Annotated in this window: 22 protein-coding genes; 21 read left to right on the forward strand and 1 reads right to left on the reverse strand. The window is 72.3% G+C overall.

The genetic code is table 11. The annotated features are described in order from the left end of the window. The first annotated feature begins 12 nt into the window (after positions 1-12). From ABZ714_RS11285 to ABZ714_RS11295, 3 genes are all read left to right on the forward strand, one after another. On the forward strand, positions 13-1,158 hold the full coding sequence (locus tag ABZ714_RS11285) for a hypothetical protein (RefSeq protein ID WP_358824933.1): 1,146 nt from the start codon (positions 13-15) through the stop codon (positions 1,156-1,158). Positions 1,159-1,182: 24 nt separating this feature from the next. Next, positions 1,183-1,611, forward strand: coding sequence for a hypothetical protein (locus tag ABZ714_RS11290; protein WP_358824934.1), 429 nt, complete (start codon positions 1,183-1,185; stop codon positions 1,609-1,611). 281 nt (positions 1,612-1,892) lie between these two features. After that, entirely contained in the window at positions 1,893-3,065 is a 1,173-nt protein-coding gene (locus tag ABZ714_RS11295) for an MFS transporter (RefSeq protein ID WP_358824935.1), read from the forward strand. Between the two features lie 22 nt (positions 3,066-3,087). Here ABZ714_RS11295 and ABZ714_RS11300 read toward each other — a convergent pair whose 3' ends face one another. Further along, positions 3,088-3,321, reverse strand: a complete 234-nt coding sequence (locus ABZ714_RS11300) for a hypothetical protein (RefSeq protein ID WP_358824936.1) — start codon at positions 3,319-3,321, stop codon at positions 3,088-3,090. 177 nt (positions 3,322-3,498) lie between these two features. Here ABZ714_RS11300 and ABZ714_RS11305 point away from each other — a divergent pair, with 177 nt between their 5' ends. The 18 genes from ABZ714_RS11305 to ABZ714_RS11390 all read left to right on the forward strand — a co-directional run bounded on the left by ABZ714_RS11305 (position 3,499) and on the right by ABZ714_RS11390 (position 18,663). After that, entirely contained in the window at positions 3,499-4,284 is a 786-nt protein-coding gene (locus ABZ714_RS11305) for a hypothetical protein (RefSeq protein ID WP_358824937.1), read from the forward strand. Positions 4,285-4,402: 118 nt separating this feature from the next. Continuing rightward, positions 4,403-4,624, forward strand: a complete 222-nt coding sequence (locus ABZ714_RS11310; protein WP_358825040.1) for a hypothetical protein — start codon at positions 4,403-4,405, stop codon at positions 4,622-4,624. A gap of 195 nt (positions 4,625-4,819) precedes the next feature. Then, positions 4,820-5,962, forward strand: a complete 1,143-nt coding sequence (locus tag ABZ714_RS11315) for an AAA family ATPase (RefSeq protein WP_358825041.1) — start codon at positions 4,820-4,822, stop codon at positions 5,960-5,962. Beyond that, positions 5,959-7,752: a hypothetical protein gene (locus ABZ714_RS11320; protein WP_358824938.1), complete on the forward strand. Its 1,794-nt coding sequence runs from the start codon at positions 5,959-5,961 to the stop codon at positions 7,750-7,752. The genes ABZ714_RS11315 and ABZ714_RS11320 overlap by 4 nt, the downstream gene beginning before the upstream one ends. A gap of 45 nt (positions 7,753-7,797) precedes the next feature. Beyond that, positions 7,798-8,352 (forward strand): hypothetical protein, encoded by a 555-nt coding sequence (locus ABZ714_RS11325; protein WP_358824939.1) that lies wholly within the window; start codon positions 7,798-7,800, stop codon positions 8,350-8,352. Between the two features lie 105 nt (positions 8,353-8,457). Next, positions 8,458-8,877: a hypothetical protein gene (locus ABZ714_RS11330; RefSeq protein WP_358824940.1), complete on the forward strand. Its 420-nt coding sequence runs from the start codon at positions 8,458-8,460 to the stop codon at positions 8,875-8,877. Then, positions 8,874-9,455, forward strand: coding sequence for a hypothetical protein (locus tag ABZ714_RS11335; RefSeq protein ID WP_358824941.1), 582 nt, complete (start codon positions 8,874-8,876; stop codon positions 9,453-9,455). The genes ABZ714_RS11330 and ABZ714_RS11335 overlap by 4 nt, the downstream gene beginning before the upstream one ends. 21 nt (positions 9,456-9,476) lie before the next feature. Beyond that, positions 9,477-10,154 carry a hypothetical protein gene (locus ABZ714_RS11340; protein ID WP_358824942.1) on the forward strand — a complete coding sequence of 226 codons (678 nt, stop codon included), beginning with the start codon at positions 9,477-9,479 and terminating at the stop codon, positions 10,152-10,154. Between the two features lie 28 nt (positions 10,155-10,182). Beyond that, positions 10,183-10,911, forward strand: coding sequence for a hypothetical protein (locus tag ABZ714_RS11345; protein WP_358824943.1), 729 nt, complete (start codon positions 10,183-10,185; stop codon positions 10,909-10,911). Continuing rightward, complete coding sequence (locus ABZ714_RS11350; RefSeq protein WP_358824944.1) at positions 10,908-11,558, forward strand: hypothetical protein; 651 nt, start codon at positions 10,908-10,910, stop codon at positions 11,556-11,558. Before ABZ714_RS11345 ends, ABZ714_RS11350 begins: the two co-directional genes overlap by 4 nt. A 315-nt stretch (positions 11,559-11,873) precedes the next feature. Next, positions 11,874-12,263, forward strand: a complete 390-nt coding sequence (locus tag ABZ714_RS11355) for a hypothetical protein (protein ID WP_358824945.1) — start codon at positions 11,874-11,876, stop codon at positions 12,261-12,263. Then, positions 12,260-13,063, forward strand: coding sequence for a DUF317 domain-containing protein (locus ABZ714_RS11360; protein ID WP_358824946.1), 804 nt, complete (start codon positions 12,260-12,262; stop codon positions 13,061-13,063). The genes ABZ714_RS11355 and ABZ714_RS11360 overlap by 4 nt, the downstream gene beginning before the upstream one ends. 116 nt (positions 13,064-13,179) lie before the next feature. Continuing rightward, positions 13,180-13,704: a hypothetical protein gene (locus ABZ714_RS11365; protein WP_358824947.1), complete on the forward strand. Its 525-nt coding sequence runs from the start codon at positions 13,180-13,182 to the stop codon at positions 13,702-13,704. Further along, the gene (locus ABZ714_RS11370; protein WP_358824948.1) at positions 13,698-14,522 is read left to right on the forward strand and encodes a DUF317 domain-containing protein; all 825 of its coding nucleotides are present in this window, start codon (positions 13,698-13,700) and stop codon (positions 14,520-14,522) included. The genes ABZ714_RS11365 and ABZ714_RS11370 overlap by 7 nt, the downstream gene beginning before the upstream one ends. 60 nt (positions 14,523-14,582) lie before the next feature. Beyond that, positions 14,583-15,095 (forward strand): hypothetical protein, encoded by a 513-nt coding sequence (locus tag ABZ714_RS11375; RefSeq protein WP_358824949.1) that lies wholly within the window; start codon positions 14,583-14,585, stop codon positions 15,093-15,095. Then, positions 15,092-15,373, forward strand: a complete 282-nt coding sequence (locus ABZ714_RS11380; RefSeq protein ID WP_358824950.1) for a hypothetical protein — start codon at positions 15,092-15,094, stop codon at positions 15,371-15,373. The genes ABZ714_RS11375 and ABZ714_RS11380 overlap by 4 nt, the downstream gene beginning before the upstream one ends. A 261-nt stretch (positions 15,374-15,634) precedes the next feature. Next, the gene (locus ABZ714_RS11385) at positions 15,635-17,437 is read left to right on the forward strand and encodes a TraM recognition domain-containing protein (RefSeq protein WP_358824951.1); all 1,803 of its coding nucleotides are present in this window, start codon (positions 15,635-15,637) and stop codon (positions 17,435-17,437) included. Positions 17,438-17,787: 350 nt separating this feature from the next. Then, entirely contained in the window at positions 17,788-18,663 is an 876-nt protein-coding gene (locus ABZ714_RS11390) for a hypothetical protein (protein WP_358824952.1), read from the forward strand. Position 18,664: the final 1 nt, after the last annotated feature.

Raw genomic sequence — 18,664 nt, forward strand, 5'->3', positions numbered from 1 at the left:
CCAGGACCACCGGTGCCCTCCTCCTCTCTCCCCGCCCAGATCAGCCTGAGCGTCAGCGCCCGTTCCGGGATCGTCGCCACCGTCGGCGGCGAGAAGTACTCCTGGGCCGAAACCGCCCTCAAGCTCGCCGGATTCACCCGCGACCACAAAGGCGTCTACACCCTTCCCGACAGCGACCCGGCCGCCACCCGCCTCGCACTCGCACAGCTCGTCGTCATCGCCGGCCGCCACCGCAGCGCGGTGACCACCAGCAGCCGCCCCTACATCGGCGACGTCGCCGACTCCATCGCCCGCCACCTGCCCGGGACCTGGACCTGGACGGTGGAGATCTACAGCCACCCGATCTGGCAGGAGGACCTCGTCCCCTGGCTCTGGGACTCCGGCCCTCTCGCCTCGGCGGTGCGCACCGAACGGGTTCCTTACGCTGTTCAGTTCGACAACGGCGATGGCGTTCACCTGCTGCTCGCCGAGCGTCCCGGCCACGCCGACGGGTATCTGCTGGGTGCTCTGGCGCCCGAACCGTTCGACGACAACGACACCGAGCCGAACGCCCCGCTGGGCATCGTCCTCCCCCAGGCCCCCGACGCCGCCGCCCGGGCGATCACTGATCAGTTCCTGCCCGGCTACCATCAGGCCGTCCAGCGCCGCCGGATCGACGCCGTCGACCACGCCCTCGCCCGCACCCGGGCACTCGTCCGGGATCAGAGGCCGGGCATCCCCGCCGCCGGCCGGGACAGCGGCGGACACCTCGTGCCGGACGGCGCCGTGGCCGCCTGGTACGAATTCCGCGAGTTCCTCGTCCACGGCCCCTTTCTCTTCGCGCACGTTCCGCCCGAGCAGGGTCCGTCTGCGGAACGGGCCGCGCTGGAACGGCTGCGCGGTGCCCTCGAAGCCGGGAGCGAACTCCTGCGTGACGACTGGGACGCCGCGTACACGGATCCGGCACCGGCAGCCGCCCTCATCCGCACCGAACAGGAATCCGAGGCTCAGCGCAGCCGGCTGGCGTGGCCGTTGATCCGGACCTGGCTGGCCGACGGCGACACCCTGATACGGCAGGCCCGTGCCAGGCTCGACCGCCCCGGTGCCCGCTCTCCTGCGCTCGCCCCCTTCATCCCGCGGGCGCTTCCGCCCGGGGCGAGCGCCGGCCACCACCGCTGACCCCGACCAAAGATCCCGGAGCCTGTGGACCATTCCTCGCACTTCGTGTTCGGCACTCACCCCGACCACGGCTTCGCCGCCACCGCCACCGCCCACACCCCCCTCCACCTCGCCGACTGGTACCTCACCCGGACCCAGTTCGAACAGGTCCCCGGCACACCGGGCCTGTACCGGCTGACCGACCCCGAGCATGACGGCGCGCGCCGTACCCGGCAGGCCGTCCACGACCTGCGCGCCCAAGGGTTCGCCGTCTACGCCGACTACGCCCTCGACCCGGCGTCCGAGCCCGCGCTCCCGGAGCAGCTCGTCACCGCCCGGCAGACCCGGCTCGCCCGGGCCGCCGCCGCCCGCTCACCTCAACTGCGCACCACGGCATCTCCGTCCCCGCTGCCGGTGGCCGCCCCGGTACCCGGCGCGACGGCCGCTGTACGGCCAGCGGGGAGAAGCCGGTGACCGCCGTACGCGGGGTGGGCGGCCATCGCGTACGGCATGAGAATCCACGGCGCCGCCGGTCTCCTCACCGGTCCGCCGATGGAGTGCTGTCACCGCGGCCCACCGTGTGCTGAGCCCCGGGCACCCGCCACCGATCCCGCCCGGGCGGGTGACACCCCGCTACTGACCGACCCGCACCGCAGGGGGCCTCCCGCCCCTTCCCGACCGAAAGCCCACCGCCTATCTCTTCGCCGCGTACCGCCGACCAACCGCTCTCCACACCACCGCGCGGCCCCCTGCGGGTGGTCCTGTCCCGCCCCCATGTCGTCCGGCTGCTGACCGCCACGATGGTCGGGCGGCTCCCCACCGTCATGGCGCCTATCGCGGTCATCCTGCTGGTCACCACGGCCACCGGCTCGCTCGCCACCGGCGGCCTGCTCGGCGCCGCCTACTCCCTGACCGCCGCCGTGTCCCAGCCGGGCAAGGGCAGGCTGCTGGACCGGTACGGGCCCGTGCGGATCTCCGGACCGGGCGCCGTCCTGCACGCCACCGCCCTGCTCGCCCTCCCGCACGCCGTCGGCGCACACCGGGCCGGCGCCGTGGCGGCGGTGGTGGTCGCCGCGCTGACCGCGCCCCCGCTGGAAGCGGGCCTGCGCGCCATGTGGCCCCGGATACTGGCCGACCCCGGCGAACGACGGGCCGCCGTCGTCCTGGACAGCACCTGCTCCGGCCTCGTCTTCATCACCGGCCCCCTCCTCACCGGCGCCCTGGCCGCCGCGCACGGCCCCGACGCCGCGCTCACCGTAGCCGCCGTCCTCGGACTGGCCGGCACGGCAGGCGTCCTCACCTCCGCCCCGGCACGGTCATGGCACCCGGCCGGCCAGCCGGTACGGAAATCCGGGCGGCTGCTGACGGCCTGGCTCGGCGGTCTCGTCGCCGTCCTGACCGGAACGGGGCTTGCGACCGGCGCGATGAACGTGTGGGCCGTCCAGCTCGCCGACGTCAACGGCGACCCCGCCCTCACGGGACTGGTACCGGCCGTGTTCTCCCTCGGTGCCCTGGCCGGGAGCGTCCTGTTCGCCAGTCATCTGCACCGCTCAAGCGCCCGACGACGTCTGATCACCGGCGCGGCAGGGCTCCAAGCAGCCTGGGTCGTTCCGCTGCTCGCCGTACACCACCACCCCGCGACCGGTGTCACCGTGGCGGCCGTGGCCGTACCGGGCCTGTTCCACACCGTCGTCACCACCAGCGTCGTCCTCACGGTGCAGGCCCTGGCCCCCGCGGGACGACGGGCGGAAGCGTACGCGTGGCTCATCCTCGCCGGCGGCACCGGACACGCTCTCGGCACCGCCCTGGCCGGAGCCCTCTCCACACACCCCCTCGGCGGACCCGTCCTTCCCGCGCTCGGCGCCGCACTCACCCTCGCCGCGGCCATCCGCACACTCGCGCACACGGCGCCGGGCGTACGCGCGTAACCGACGCAGAACCGCCCATCATCTACTGGCCCAGGAGGAACAGATCACCGATTCGCCCCATCCGTCCACGAACGCAGTCGGCCGGGCTCGCGACTTCGCCCTGCGGTTCTCGGTCATCCACCGGCGCTGCGAGACCGTCCTCGACGGCCTGCGCAACCGGCACGGAGCCGTCATCGACGCCCACGCCGCCGCCGAGGCGGTCGCACAACGCAACCACGCCGCCGCCGAGGTCTACCGCAACTTCCTCCTGCCGCACACCGGGACGCTGCTCACGGCGGCACGCGGCGCGCTGGACAGGCTGCCGCCCGCCCGGCACCACGCCGGATGGGCCGCGCGACTGGACACCCTGAAGCACGCGGCCGACCAGATCCAGCAGATCCTCGCCGAGGCAGCCTCCGAGCCGGACAGCGAGGCCGCCCGTACACAGGCGGCCATGTGGCCCCACCTCGTGACCTGGGCCGAGCACACCAGCACCGCCTGCGACCTGGCCGGCCAGCAGCAGACCTCAACGACCACCGCGCTGTCCGGCGACGACCTGCGGGAGTGGACGCAGTTGGCCCGGGCGGCGCGGTCCTCCGGCCGCCTCACCCCGTATGAGTCCTGGTACGACGCCGACCAGCGGCTCATCACCATCGCCGTCCTTGAACACCAGGCCGAGACCTTCACGGTGGTGGCCCTCGCGGGCGACCTCGACAGCCCGAACGTACAGGTCCTGGGGCACTACGAGGACGAGGTGGAAGCCATCGAAGCGAGCCCGCCCCCCGTGCCGCCCGGAGTGCTGCACCCTGCCGCCTCCCCGTACGCGGAGCGTGCCCACTCCGCGGAGGTCAGCTTCCAGGCTCTGATCCAGGACGTCCGCGAGGCCCGCCGGGCGTCGGAGGTGGCGGAGGCGATCGAGGCCGCCGTCGACCGCTACGGGCTCACGCGCGGCCAACTGGTCCGCCTGGAGGAATTCGTCAGCGTCTGCGCGGAGTTCGCCCAGGCCCTGGGTACCCAGCACGCGCAGCGTGTGGCGGGGCGGCTCAGCGCTCTGTCCCGGCAGTTCGCCGTTCTCACCACCGAACTCAGAGACGCCGGCGACGACCTGAGCTCAACGGTGGCCGTGCTGCCACCCCACCGGACCCCGCTCCCCCAGCGTCCTCCTGGCAATGACCATCCCGCCACGCCCACCACGCTCCCCACGGCACCGCCCGCCACGACACCCGCGCACCGCCGCTGATCCCCACGGTCAGGCTCGCGGCTCGCAAAGGACACCGCACCGCACCCCAACACCCCACCGCTTTCCCGCCACCACGGATAGGAGATCCGCCTTGCCCGACGCGCCAGCGGAGCCGTTCATGCCGATCCGGCACACCGTCACCGGCGAGATCACCACCACCGGCTACAACGCCGCCGCCCGGCGGATCCTGCTCCAGGACGGCTTCGAGGAGGCGCCAGGCTGCGCCTGCCGAGCGGCGGAACCCGCTACGGAGAAGACCTGCGGGCCTGCTCGGCAGCCGACGAGCTGCTCGACGCCCGGCATCCCCTGCGCCTGGACCGGGCCCTGGGGCGGCCGGTGAGCGCCGACGGTACGCCCCGCCTGTCCCGGTCGCCGATGCCGGCCCAGTCCGTGATCCGCTCCGGGAGCGGCCAGCCCCTCTCCAGCGCATCGCCACCCCGCTCGAATCCGCACCTGTTGAAGGGCTTCGTTCTTGACCACACCCGGAACGCCTACCAGTCCGGCGCGTACCAAGGGCGGTGAGCTACGGGCCAAGGTGGCCCGGTTGCTGGCCGACCGGCCGGCGGACAGGCTCACCATCGGGGACATGGCCAGGCAGCTGGGCCACTCCCACGGCGCCGTCCGCAACGCCGCCCTCACCCTGGTGCGACGCGGCGAGGCCGACCAAGGCGGAACCGGACAACCCACGTTCCGGGCGAACGCGAAGACCGCGGCAGCCGCGCGGACCGCTGTGATCAGCCCGCCGGGCACCCACTCTCCCCGCGCCCAGGCGGCCACGGCCCGCACAACCATTACCGCGGCGGCCACGCCCAGGCAGACCGGCCCGATCCGCCGCGCGGGGGGCCAGCTCTACCACCCCCGGGAACTGGCCGATCTGCCCGACGTCGAGGCGCTGAACCGTCTGCGCGACGCCGACGTACCGGTTCTGCTCTACGGCCCTCCGGGCACCGGCAAGACGAGTCTGGTCGAGGCGGCGTTCCCGGACCTGCTCACCGTCGCCGGTGACGGCGACACCACGGTCGGAGACCTGGTCGGCGAGTACACGCAGGACGACGGGGGAGGTTACGTCTTCCAGTACGGTCCGCTGGTCACCGCGATGGCCGAGGGCCGCGCCCTGCTGATCGACGATGCCACCTTGATCTCACCGAAGGTCCTGGCGGCGCTGTATCCCGCGATGGACGGGCGCAGGCAGATCCAGGTCAAGGCCCACAAGGGCGAGACCATCAAGGCCGAGCCGGGTTTCTACGTGGTGGCGGGCCACAATCCCGGCGTCCACGGGGCGGTGTTGACGGAGGCGCTGTCGTCCCGGTTCAGCGTGCAGATCCAGATCGGCACGGACTACGACCTCGCCCTGGCGCTGAAGATCGACGCCCGGGTGGTCCGGGTCGCCCGGCACCTCGCCCGCCAAGTCGAACTCGGCGAGCTGGGCTGGGCCCCCCAACTGCGGGAACTGCTCGCCTACAGGAAGACCGAAGCCGTCCTCGGCACCAACGCCGCGCTCGCGAACCTGGTCGGCATCGCTCCCCTGGAGGATCGCGACGCGGTCGCCGCCGCCGTCATCAAGGCTGCCGGCATCAAGAAGATCGCTCCCCTCACCCTCGGCAAACAGCTTCCCGCCTCGGCCCTCCGGCAGCCCCCGGGCATCACCGGCTCCGCGCACCGGGGCCGCTCGCGATGAGCGCCCACCACCACGTCCACTCCCCCACACCGGACGACGACGCCGACCTCGCGCGATGGGACGACGACGGCGCCCCGCCCGCCCAAGCCCGCTCCTCCCCCAACGCGTGGCTGCGCGTGGGAGCCGAACTCGGCGACCGGCTGGTCGCCCTCTCCGGCCGCCAGGACCTCCTCGTCACCTGCCGCCCCGGCACCCGCAGCGGCGCACCGGCCGCGTTCTACCCCACCCTGGGCGAGGTCGAATTCGACGCCGCCCTGTTCGCCCCGCTGAAGCCCCACGAGATCCATCCGCGGATCGTGGGCGACGAGGAACGGTATCCCGCCGCCTGGGGAGTGTTCGTCCACGAGGCCGCGCACGCGGCCCACTCCGTCTGGACGGCGCCTGCCGGTGCGGACCCCCGTGTCGTCAAGGCCGCGCTCCTGCTGGAGGAGAGCCGCGTCGAAGGCGCACACCTGATCACGCGGCCCACGGACCGCACCTACCTGCGCACCAGTGCCCGAACGCTGGTCATGCCCGACATCGCCCACCCCACCCTTAAGGGTATCGAGCACGCCGCCGGCGTGGCGGCCCTCGTCCTCGGCCGCCGTGACGTCGGCATCCTGGACGCCGGCGAGACCCGGGCCGTCGCCGATCTGTGCGAGAAGGTGCTGGGAGCGCCCTTGCTGGCCACCCTCACCCGCATCTGGACCGCAGCCCACCAGTGCGCCGATCACGACGCCACGACCATGCTCGCGCACGCTCAACAATGGTGCGACGCTCTGGACACCGCGACCCCCTCCCTGCCCGTGCCGGACAACCTCACCGACCTGCTGTCCGGCGCCGTGGGGATCGTCATGGACAGCACGGCAGCCACCGACGCCGCCGACCTCGCGGCACAGGCCGCGGCAACCGACGCCCTGGCCGCGCGGTCCAAGGCGCAGGCCCAGGACCGAGCCCAGCAGGCCGGCCAGCGACGCAGAGCCGCCGCCACCGCCAAGTCGGTCTTCAACCCCCGTAGCACCACCGTCACCCCCGACGGCAAACCGGCGCCCCACGACAACCCGGTCACCGGCACCCGCAGGCCCACCGCCGCCGAGCAGAATGCCGCCGCACGCCTGAGCCGCGCCCTGCGCGCCGCCGCCTACCGCGAACGGACCGAGGAGCGGACCACCAGCCCCACCCCGCCCGGCCGCCTCAACATGCGCGCGGCCCTCGCCCGCGACGCCCAGCGCGCGGCCGGGTCGGTCCCCACCGCGCAGCCGTTCACCCACACCCGCCGCCGGAACTCCCCCACCCCACCGCTGCGCGTGGGTATCGCCGTCGACGTCTCCGGATCCATGAGTGCCGCCTGCGCGCCCGTCGCGTCCGCCGCCTGGATCGTGGCACGCGCAGCAGCCCTGACCGACCCCGACTCCCTCACCGCCACCATCGCCTACGACAGGCACCTCACCGCGCTCACCCGACCCACCCACCGGGCACCAGAGCACGTGACCTTGTTCGAGGCCAACGGCGGCCAGCACAACCTCGGCGACGCCATCGACGCACTCAACCACGGCCTCGAACTCAGCCGCCCCGGCGCCGGCCGCCTCCTCGTGATCGTCACCGACGCCCGGTACCGCAGCGATGAAACCGCTCAAGCCGTCACCCGCGTCAAGCAGCTCACGACCGCCGGCTGCGCCGTACTCCAGCTCACCCTCACCGCGAAGTCCCACCACTTGCCGGGAACCACCCTGCTGCACCTGCCCCAGCCCTCCAGCGCTCCCGCCGCCATCGCCACGGCGGCCACAGACGCCATCCGCAGGACACGCTGAGACGACGCAGGCCACCACCCCAACCGCCCCCGAAAGGCACTCGATTTGAAGCCCCAGACCAGCAGCCCGACCTCGAACGTAACGCCCGTCAAACGGAATTCTTCGGGAGTCCCGAAGCACTGGACGGTCGTCCACACCTGTGGACACGAATGGGCCCACGACCTGTCCGGCCGGGCCGCCGACAAACGCGCGGGCTTCGCGCGCTGGCTCGGCAGCCGGGACTGCACCGACTGCTGGAAGGCCGCCCGCGACAGCGACACGGCCGGCCGGGAGGAATGGCTCGCCGCCCGGCGCGCCGAAGAACAAACGGCAGCCACCGCGTGGGCGGACCGGTTCGACATGCCTCCGCTGGAAGGCCCCGAGAAGGCCCTGGCCTGGGGCGAGCGCTCCCGCCACCAGCTGGTGACGGCCGCGCACACCGCCCTGGTCGCCGAGGGCACCTGGGACGAGACGAACTGGGCCGTCCTAGAGGAGAAGGCGCGCACCGTCTCGCGGGCCGGTTGGTGGATCGACCAGCGGGACGCCGATGGCGCTGACCTGCCGGAACTCCTCGACGCCGCTACCGAGGCGGACCGCGGGACGGAGAATCCGTACCGGTAGCCGCGGGGCTTTATAGCCGACGATGCCCGGTTCGTGAAACCGGGGATCGTGCGGACCCTTGAATCATCCCCACCGCCACCCCGTGCCCTGTGGAAGGACCCCGCCGTGCCCGACCCTCACCACCCGCTGTTCCTTCCCGCGGACACCGTCACTCCGGAACGGGACATCACCCACCAGCACTTCCGCCCCGGCGATCAGGTGATCATCGTCAAGGGCGTTGCCGGCGCGGGGCTGTGGGGCGAGGCGATGACGGTCGTCACCCCGTCGTGGCACACGGCGACCGATGAGGACGGCTGGCGCCTGCGGAACCCCCGCGGCGGAGCCCAGAGCTACATCACCGCCCACCCCCGCTACATGACCCACACCTCGCGGCTCTGCCGGGACTGTCTCGTTCACCAGCGGGCCCTGGAAGTCCACCTCCTCCCCAAGGTCTCCGGTGCCACCGGGCCGGTGGACTGCGGCTGGTACACCCTCACCGGCCTGAACCAGCTGGTCCACACCGGCGACGCCCGGGGCGGCCGGTGATCGCTCACCTGTGGAAGCCGAGCCTGAGCGCGTACCGCCCCGTCGAAGAGGCGCTCGGCCGGGCGCACACCGCGACCGGATCGGTTCACGACTCGGTCGTCGCCTACTGGGACCGCCTGGGTGACCACATACAGGGCGAGCAGCGGCACTGGGCCCCGGTGGACTGGATCAATCACCTGGACGGTATGACCTTCGAGTGGCCGTTCGCTGCCGACGACGGGGGCGTCCGGGAGCCCATCTTTCACCTCACGGCCACCTTGCATCCCTCCGACCGGCCCCTGGGTTCCACGGAGTGGGGTGATATCGCCCACCGTCTGGCGATCACCGCCCGCCTCGCGCAGCCTCTCGACGAACTGGGGTGCCAGTGGGTGGCCTTCCAGGCCCGGCCACGGCGCCTGGATCTGCTGGCCAATTTGATCCGGCTCGACGGCAACTGGCAGCGGCTGGACGCTTCTCCTCTCCAGGGAGTCAGGCGTCAACTCCGCCGAGTGGAGCTGGATTTCGGCCTGGTCCGGGCACACTCCGCAACCTCGTCTCCGCCCCCGCACCCGCCCGGCCGTGGCCCGGGGCGCCGATGACCTATTCAGAAAGTACCGCCCGTGCTCCCTCTCGCCGACCGATTCCTGTCCCTTCGCCGCGATCCACACTCGGGCGAAGTCCTCGCCCGAGGCGGCGGCCCCGACGCCCACAGCATCCTGGAGCGCTCCGGTTTCGTGCCCGTAGTCCGGGCCCACGAGACGTACCACCGGTTGCCGACCGGCCTCGACTCAGGCGAGGAGATCCGGCTCGCCACCCGGGCCGTCGCCCGGCTCCGCACCGCCGGCGTCCCGATGGAATGCGACCACGCGTTCGACACCGACGTCCGCGAAGTAGCCGACCTCACCCTCGGCGCCCAGGTCGGCGCCCTCGCCGCCGACATCTGGCGGGCCACCACCAGCGAGGAGGTCGCCGACTTGCTGGCCGAGGTGACCGCCGCGTACGACGGCGTCCTCGCCGGACTGTCCGACGTCCTGGTCGCCACGGCCGACTTCTATCGGGAGCTCGGTGGTCCCGCCGACAGGCCGAGAGGCGAGCGGCTGCAATACCTCGCGGTCCACGGGCTCGGCGCCGTCACCGCCGATCTGCGCGAGTCCCGCGCAGATCTGGCCGACCGCCGCACCCCGCATCCCCGGCGGTCGGTGTGCAACGGCGAGGTCCCGCCGGCCGAGAGGGAAGCATCCGCCGTCTGCGCCTGCCCACCACCGCCCCCGGCGCCCGTCCCTACCCGGCGCCGCTGACCCTCCCTTCCCCACGACCGAGGAGCCCATGCACGAACACGAACACGACCACGACGTAGAGGGGTTCGCCACTGTCCTGGCCGGTGAGCTGCCCGGCCGCTGGAGCGTGGAGTACCGCGAACACGCCAACCGGGCCGAGCAAATGGCGCGGGCCGAGGCGGTGTGGGACATGGGCCCGGTCGCTGACGCCGTCGCCCGGTACCCACTGCGGCACGACGCGATCCTCACGGCCGGAGACGGAGTCCGCCTCTACGTCACCGGCCACCCCAGTCGCGACGGTTTCCTCGTCGCCGCTATCGCCCCGCCGCTGATAGCGGAGGCGTTCCGGGGGGTGCGCGAGCCGGACGGAATCGCGGTGCCCGCCGACCCGTTCAGCGCAGCGGACGCCGTCTCCACCGGCCTGCTGCCCCGCTATCAGGCCGCCTTCGCCCAGGTCCAGGACGCCGCCGCGCGTCTGGAGTCCCGGCCGCCGGTGGTCCTGACCTGGGCGGGGCCCGACCTCCACGCCACGGCCGATTCCGAATCCGTGATGGAGATCCTCACCGAGTGCGGGTTCACCCCCTCCCTCCCCGGCCGGACGACCCTCGTACTCGGCGGGGCCGACACCGCCCAGCAGGCCCGGGCCGTCCGCGCGGCCGGAGCCCGGCTCGCCCAATTCGGGATTCACCTCGCTCTGCGCCACCCGGCTGTCCGACCCGGCCCCGGCACCACTGTGTCCCCGGCCCAGCAGCCCCGGCCGACGGCCCGGGCCCGGTGAGCGGCTTCGACGACGAGCCGGAGTTCTTCGTCCTCGACTACATCACGATCACCCGCGACCCCCGTACCAAGCTCGTCGTCGCGGTCGGCGGGAACGAACGAGCCTCCGGCATCCTCCAGACCAAAGGCGAGTTCCTCCCGGTTCACGGGCCTCGGGGCGACTACCACCGACAGCCCGCTGATCTGCCGGTCGAGAACCAGCGCCAGGGCGCCACCGCCGCAGCCCACGCCCTCCTGCTCGCCGGGGCCAGTGTCCACCTCGACCCGGAACTGAACACCCTCCTTACTCCGGACGGCGACCGTGACGCCGTCCACCGCTACCTCGGCCAGCTCGCCGACCGCGCCTCCAGGGCGACGTGCGACCGCGAGGTCGCCGCTGTCCTGACCGAGATCGTCGCCCCCGACGTGGGGCTTCTGCCCCGCCTCACGGCCGTACTCGTCGACACCGGATTCGACTGGTACCAGAGCAAGGACGCCGCAGGGGAAGATCCCGCCCTCGCCGCCCTGCTGGTGACCGCCGCCGCTGATCTGCGCCGGTCCTCCCAGCAGTTCGGGCACATCCGCAACCAAGCCGCCGCGCCCCCGCCGCTGCCGGCCCGTCCGGCACCACCCCCGCCGCCCGGGCCGGCCACCTCCCCCCGCCGCTGACATCCCCCTCGCCCCGACAGCCTCCGCCTGTCCAGCGGCAAAGACCCCGTCCGCCGGACCGGCTCCACCGCCGTTTCCCGCGCCCGCCCCGGAGACTCCCATCGCCCCGCATACCCCCGCCCCGCCGACGACGGCTCTGTCGTGGCTGCGCCGCCTCACCGCCCGGCTGACCCGCGGACGGCAGCGCCCCCGCGCACCCCGTTCCCCCGGGCACCGGGAAGCCGTCCCGGCCATCCCCACCGTCTGGGGACCGGTCCCCAGCCGCCCCCGATACGACTTCCGACCGCCCCCTCCACCCAGCTGACCGGGAGGACCATGACCGACCCCACCCCTGTTCCCGTCCGGCTCGCCGGTGAGATCGTCCGGCAGATCGACCAGCTCTCCGAGCAGCTCATCCAGGCACCGCCCGCGCTGGCCGCCCAGATCATCGCCACCGTCCTCGACCCCGAGAACGGTGTCCTGGGCCGGTTCACCACCCTGGTAGCCACGGGAAGCCACTTCGCCAAGGACCACGCCGAGAGCGGGTTGCTCCCACCGGAGGTCTGGCTCTCCCTCGGCCGCGCCGCGAACGGCCTGTACGGCATCGGGCTGGATCTCGACGAACACACCGACGCTCTCCGGCAACTCGCCCGCCCCGGCCCATCGGAGACCGCCCCCAGAATGCCGAAGTCTGCCTCGCCACTGATCGCGAGGCGGCACCGGTGACCGACCGTCAATGGGCCGATTGGCACCGCCCCCAGCAGCACTACCTGATCGAACCCCGCTACCTCGCCGGAGGCGGCGACATCCGGCACGCCACCGAGTTCCTCCGTGCCTCCGGCTGGAAGGACCGGTCGAAGACCGGCGGCCCCCTCGTCTTCCACAACCCGGACAAACTCGTCCGCGTCGTATTCGATCCGCTGGCCCAGCCCGGTGGCTGGACGGTCGAGGGCCGGGCCACCGCCGACCGGCCCTCCTGGGAGGCGCGGTTCGGGACCGGGACCCCCGTCGAGATCATCGCCGGGCTGACCGACGCGCTCACCCAGCAGCCCACTGCCCACGCCCCCAACGTCTGGGCACCTCTCGGCACCCACGGCTGGGAAGCCCGACGCGGCCAGCACGTCACCGCCGTCAGCCCGGACAAGAGCGCCTTCGTCCAGTTCCATCAGTCCTCTCCTGGACAGGCCCACTGGTGGATCGGCGCCCGTACCGAACACGGCCGAGCGTGGGACGCCCACCTGTCCCCCACGACACCGCTGTCGCTGGTCCAGGCGCTCACCACCGCACTGTCCGACCCCCGGCCCGTCATGCGCCCCCTGGGCAACGTTCCGCCCAGCGACCGGATCCGTTCCACGTCGGTGTCCGTCACCCCCGCCCAGCTCGGCGCCTGGCAGCAGGCCCGGCTCACCGCCGCCCGCACCGCGATGTGGGCCCGCAGCGCCTGGACCGCCGCCCGCCCCCGCAACCGGCACCCCGCCACCGCGGCGCCCCGTGTCCCCGCCGGACACACGACCGGCCGCCGCTGACCTCCGCCCGGACCGTCGGCCCGACCACCAAGGAGTATTCAATCCCCCTGGCCCCCATCCACCCCCCGAGGCACCTCGACGCACTCGCCCGGTTCGTCCACACGGCAGCCGAGATCATGGCCACCTACCACCAGGACCCCGCCCAGGAGCAGGGCGACGACGGCCGGCCCACCGACATCGAGGCGTACGGCTGGGCCGCCCACCGCCGCGACCGCAGCATGTGGGCCGCATACGTACCCGTCCGGTCCACTGTCGGCACCCTTCTCGCCACCGCGACCGCGCAGCTCGACCTGCTCCCCCAAGAGGCCCGGCCCGCGTGGGCGTCCAAGATCACCGCTCTCGCGCGCGCCGCCGACACCCTGGAAACTCATCACGACCGCCTGATCAGTGAGCTGCGCGATCACCTCGTGCACAGCAACGCCCCGGCTCTGATCAGCATCGACGTATCCATGACCGAGTTCTTCGACGAGGCATGGTCCGCTCTCCACGTCTGGGCGAGCGGCGGGCACGCCGTCATCGAACTGAACACCATGGTCGGGAGTGCGTCCACTCCACCTCCCCAGCCTGCGCTTCGCCTGCTGAACGGCGGCGTCGCGTCCCCGCCGCGCGGACAGGGCCCGGCCCGGGGAGGGCGTTGCTGACGAACCGGCAGGTCAACGGATTCGCCGCCGACCACGAAACAAGCCTCCTCGACGACATCGCGCCCCGGTATCTGGCAGGGCCGGGGGATGCCCGCCACGTCACGCACGCCTTGGCGGCCACCGGGTGGAGGATACGGTCCGATCCGCTCGCGCCGGTGGTCGACCTCGTCAGCCCCGACCTGCGCTACGAACTTCGGCACGAGCCACAGGTCATGCCCGGCGGGACGACATGGCGCCTGCGCGGCAACGACCCCCGCGGGTCCTGGTACGCGCAGTTCACCGCGATCCCCGCGGAGATCCTCGCCGGCCTCACGGATCAGCTCTTCCTCCCGCCCCCCGCCGAGGAGCCGCCCACAGTGTGGAACCTGCTGGCCGACGTCGGCTGGTCCCACACCCCCCACAAGGACGGTGCCGCGGCCCGTTCTCCCGACGGCATGGTCGTCGTCGAGGACATGCAGATCACCGAGGGCTACGAGGCGCGTGCCTGGCGTATCCATGTCCGGCCCCGCCCGGACCAAGGGCCAGTGATCTGGAGTGCGTGGATCGCCCACGAGCCCCCCGCGCACCTGGTCACCGGTCTGGTCGCGGCGCTCACCGACCCCGCGCCCCTGCGACGCAACTGGGGACAGATCGGGGCCCACTACAGCGCCCGGCGCACCGAGAGCCGGGTGACCCCCGAGGCACACGTCGAAGCGCACCGCACGCGCATCGACACCGTCCGCGCCCAAGTCCGCGCCGCCCGCCGCACCAACTCTCCCGAAAGCAGCACGCCTTCACCCGCCCCCGCTGCTTCCTCCTCGCTCCGACAGGCAAGGTGACCCCCTATTCCGACGCATACCCCCCGGCCCGACCAGCTCCTGTCCGACTTCCTCGCCCGCATGGACCAGCTCCAGAGCGCGTGGGAGTACCACATCGACACCCACACCGACCCGAACGGTGTGCCCTACGACGACGAGGCCCACCAGCAGGCCGAAGCCCGCCGCAACGCCGAAGGGTGGGCCGCCTACGAGCCCGTCGCCCTCCTCACGGAGCGGCTCGTGATCTCCACCGAGAGCCGCCTCGCGACCCTCCCCGGCTCCGTCGTCCAGGCCCGCTGGGGATCCCAGCTCAGCGCACTCACCGCCGCCACCCGGGCGCTCACCGTCGTCCGTACCACCTGGGACGACGAGATCACCGCCCTGCCTCCGGACGCCCGGCCGGGAAACGCGGCCTACGACACCGTCACCGCCGAGCGCGATACGGCGGTCTGGCCCCTGCTGGAGGAATGGGCCCTGCACGGGCAGGCGGTACTGGACATCCGTGCCGCCGCCGGAACGGAACGGACGCGGATGACCACCCGCGCCCCCGCCCCGCCCGCGACCACCCGGTCCTCGCCGACGGTGCGCCGGTGACCGGGCGCGCGCTGGTCGAGGTCGCCTTCGTCGCGCCCCGGTATCTGGCCGGCGGCGGTGACCCCGCCTGGATCACCGTGCCCCTCCACCGGACCGCCGGGTGGAGCCACGGACACGACCCTTTGATGCCGCGGGTCATCCTCTCCGGCCCCGGCCAGAAGGCCCTGCTGAGACTTGAGCCCACCACCGACGGCCAGTGGTGGACCCTCACCACGCCCCGGACGCCGGACGGCCCGCCCGGTACGCGACCTTCGGCGGACGCACCCCGGTCGAAGTGATCGCGGGAGTCACCGACGCCTTCACTTGGGCACTCGCCGCCCCCCCCTGCCCAGAGACCTCCTGCCCCTGCTACCCCACGACCGGTCCCGCACCCAGGTCACCGTCCGCGAAATCCCCGCAGCCCAGCGGGCCTTCGCGCTGGAAGCCCGCATCCGGCAACTCACCTCCCCGGCTTCGCACGCGGTTCCGCGCGCCCCGGCCGCGGGCCGCCGCAACCGCTGCCCCGGCCCCTCCCCCACCTATCCCCCGGACCAACTCTCTTGCCGAACTCCCCCTCCGCTCCCTCTTCCTCGTCCACCCCCGGCACCGACCTGGCGTTCAAGGCCCTGCTAGGGGTATTCGCGGTCTCCGTCCCGGCCGCCAACCTGGCCTGGCTCGCCGGTAACGCCACCGCCTGGCTGACCAGCTCAGGCCCCTCAGCCCCGTACCGGCCAGCAGACGCCCTCCTCCACCCCGAACAGCTCTGGCCCGCCCTAGGCGAAACGTTCCTGCTCATCGGGACCCGTATCACCCCCGCCGTCGTCCTGGTCGTCGCCGGTACGATCGCCGCCACCGTGTGGAACCGGCACCGGAACGGCGTCGGGGGCCGCCGCCGGGTTCGCGGTACGGCGAAGGCGAGGGACATCGAGCCCCTGCTCACCAAGGCCGTCACCGCCAAGGCGCGAAGTCTGCGCCCCAGTCTCAAGGACGCGAAGGCCGTCGCTCCGTCCGACGCCGGGGTTCGCCTCGGCAACCTCCGGGGCACCCGTACCGAGGTGCGGATGGGGTACGAGGACGTCGCGGTGGCGATCATGGCCCCCCGGTCCGGGAAGACCACCAGCCTGGCGATCCCGAGCATCCTCTCGGCCCCCGGGGCGGTGCTCCTGACCTCCAACAAGGCGGGCGGCGACGCCTACACCGCCACCATCGACGCCCGTGCGGCTGTCGGGCAGGTGTGGTCGATGGATCCGCAGCAGATCGCCCACGCCGAGCGGACCATGTGGTGGAACCCGCTCGCGGACGCGAAGACTCTGGACGGTGCGGGTCGGCTGGCCGGGCATTTTCTCGCCGCGTCCGTGGACGCGAGCCAGCAGGGCGACTTCTGGTCCAAGGCCGGCAGCAACATCCTGAGCCAGTTGTTCCTGGCCGCGGCGCTCGACGACCGTCCGATCACCGACGTCATGGACTGGCTGGCCTTTCCCGCCAACCGCGCCCCCTTGGATATCCTGCGCGATCACGGCTTCACCGCCGTCGCCGCCCAGCTCAAGGGCACCGTCGAAGGGCCCCCGGAGACCCGCGACGGTATCTACGAGACCGCCCGCCAGTACGCCGCCGCCCTCCTCAACACGCAGATCGCCCGCTGGGTCACCCCGCAGGAAGGGATCGCGGAGTTCCGGCCCGCCGAGTTCGTCACCTCGACCGACACGCTCTACCTGCTGTCGAAGGACGGGGGCGGCGGCGCCTCCGCGCTGATCGCGGCGTGCGCGGACTCCGTCATGCGTGCCGCGACGGCCCAGGCCGAACGTGCCGGCGGGCGACTGGACCCGCCGATGCTGGCGATCCTCGACGAGGCCGCGAATGTGTGCAAGATCAGCGACCTCCCCGACCTGTACTCCCACCTCGGGTCCCGCGGGATCATCCCCATGACGATCCTCCAGTCCTACCGCCAGGGCCAGAAGGTCTGGGGCGACGCGGGCATGGACGCCATGTGGTCCGCCTCCACCATCAAGGTCATCGGCTCCGGAATCGATGACCCGGACTTCGCGGACAAGCTCTCCCGGCTGATCGGCGACCACGACGTCGAGACGAAGTCCACCTCCACGTCCGACTCGGGCACCTCCACGAGCATCAGCATGCGGCAGGAGCGGATCCTGCCAGCCGACGCGATCCGGGCCCTGCCCAAGGGCACCGCCCTCTGCTTCGCCACCGGAATGCGCGCCGCCATGCTCGATCTGCGGCCCTGGTACCTGGAGCCCGGCGCCGACGCCCTGTCCGCCGCCTCCGCCGCCGCGTCCCAGGGCATCACCGCCCGCGCGGTCGCCAAGGCCGCACCCCAGCAGCGCGACCTCAGAAAGGCCGTATGAACGGAACGGCTCTCCACCTGGAGGAGCTGCTGCTCCTGGCCGACCGGGCGACCAATCTGTCGGACTCCCTCCATCTCCTGGAAGGCGCCGACCGCGACCAGCGGCAGCGCTCCCCCGCTCCGCGCTCCCGGCCGTCTCCGGCACCGGCATCTCCCCGCCTCGCGGCCTACACCGCGCCACCGGTCGGCGGCCCCACCCGCGCACCTTCCCAGGGCCCTGCACTGCGGACCCCGCCGAGAGCGCCAGGCTCCGGCGCCCTCCCCATCCCCCCACCCGTCAGGAATTCACCCATTTCCCCCACTCCGCAGTTCCGCGCTATTTCACTCGGCGCGGGCATCCAGTCCAGCGCCATGCTCGCCCTCTCCGCCGAGGGAATCCTCCCCAAGGTCGATTACGCCATCTTCGCCGATACCGGCTGGGAGCCCAAAGCGGTGTACGACCATCTCGACCGCCTGGAACGGGAGATCGCCACACCCGCCGGGATTCCCATTCTGCGGGTCTCGTCCGGAAACATCCGGGATGACGCACTCGACCCGGAGCACCGTTTCGCCAGTATGCCGCTCTACATTCTCAACAAAGACGGCAAGGCTGGAATGACCCGGCGCCAGTGCACTGGCGAATATAAGATCAAGCCAATAAAGAAGCAGGTCCGCAAACTCCTCGGATACCCTTATCCGGCACGCGTCCCGAAGGGTATTTTCGTCGAACAGTGGGTCGGCATATCCACCGACGAATTCCATCGCGCCAGAGACGCTGACGTCAAGTACATGCGCAACCGGCACCCTCTCATCGCCGATATGGACTGGTCCCGGGCCGACTGCATCCGCTACCTGACATCCCGCGGGCTGGCCGACACTCCTAAATCATCGTGCCTGGGATGCCCATTCCACGGAAACGCGCAGTGGAGGGAGATCCGCGACAACTCACCCGAGGAGTGGGAAGACGTCGTCGCGTTCGACGCGGCGATCCGGCAGGGAAATGCCCGTGCGAACGCCTCCGGGAATCCGCTGCTCGGGCAGGCGTTTCTGCACCGCTCCCGTGTCCCGCTCGGCCAGGCACCAATTGACCACGTCACCGCGGCCGAATGGGCCGCCCGCCAGCAAGACCTCGACAGCGCCCGCCCCGACGCCGAAGAACTCGAACAGAGCGTTGTCGACGGCTGCTCCCCGTGGGCGTGCCGGGGCTCGGTGGAGCCGGTGCAGGACGAATTCGGACTGAGCGCGTGAG

The sequence above is a fragment of the Streptomyces sp. NPDC006798 genome, assembly GCF_040635975.1.
In the GTDB taxonomy this organism is placed as follows: Bacteria; Actinomycetota; Actinomycetes; order Streptomycetales; family Streptomycetaceae; genus Streptomyces.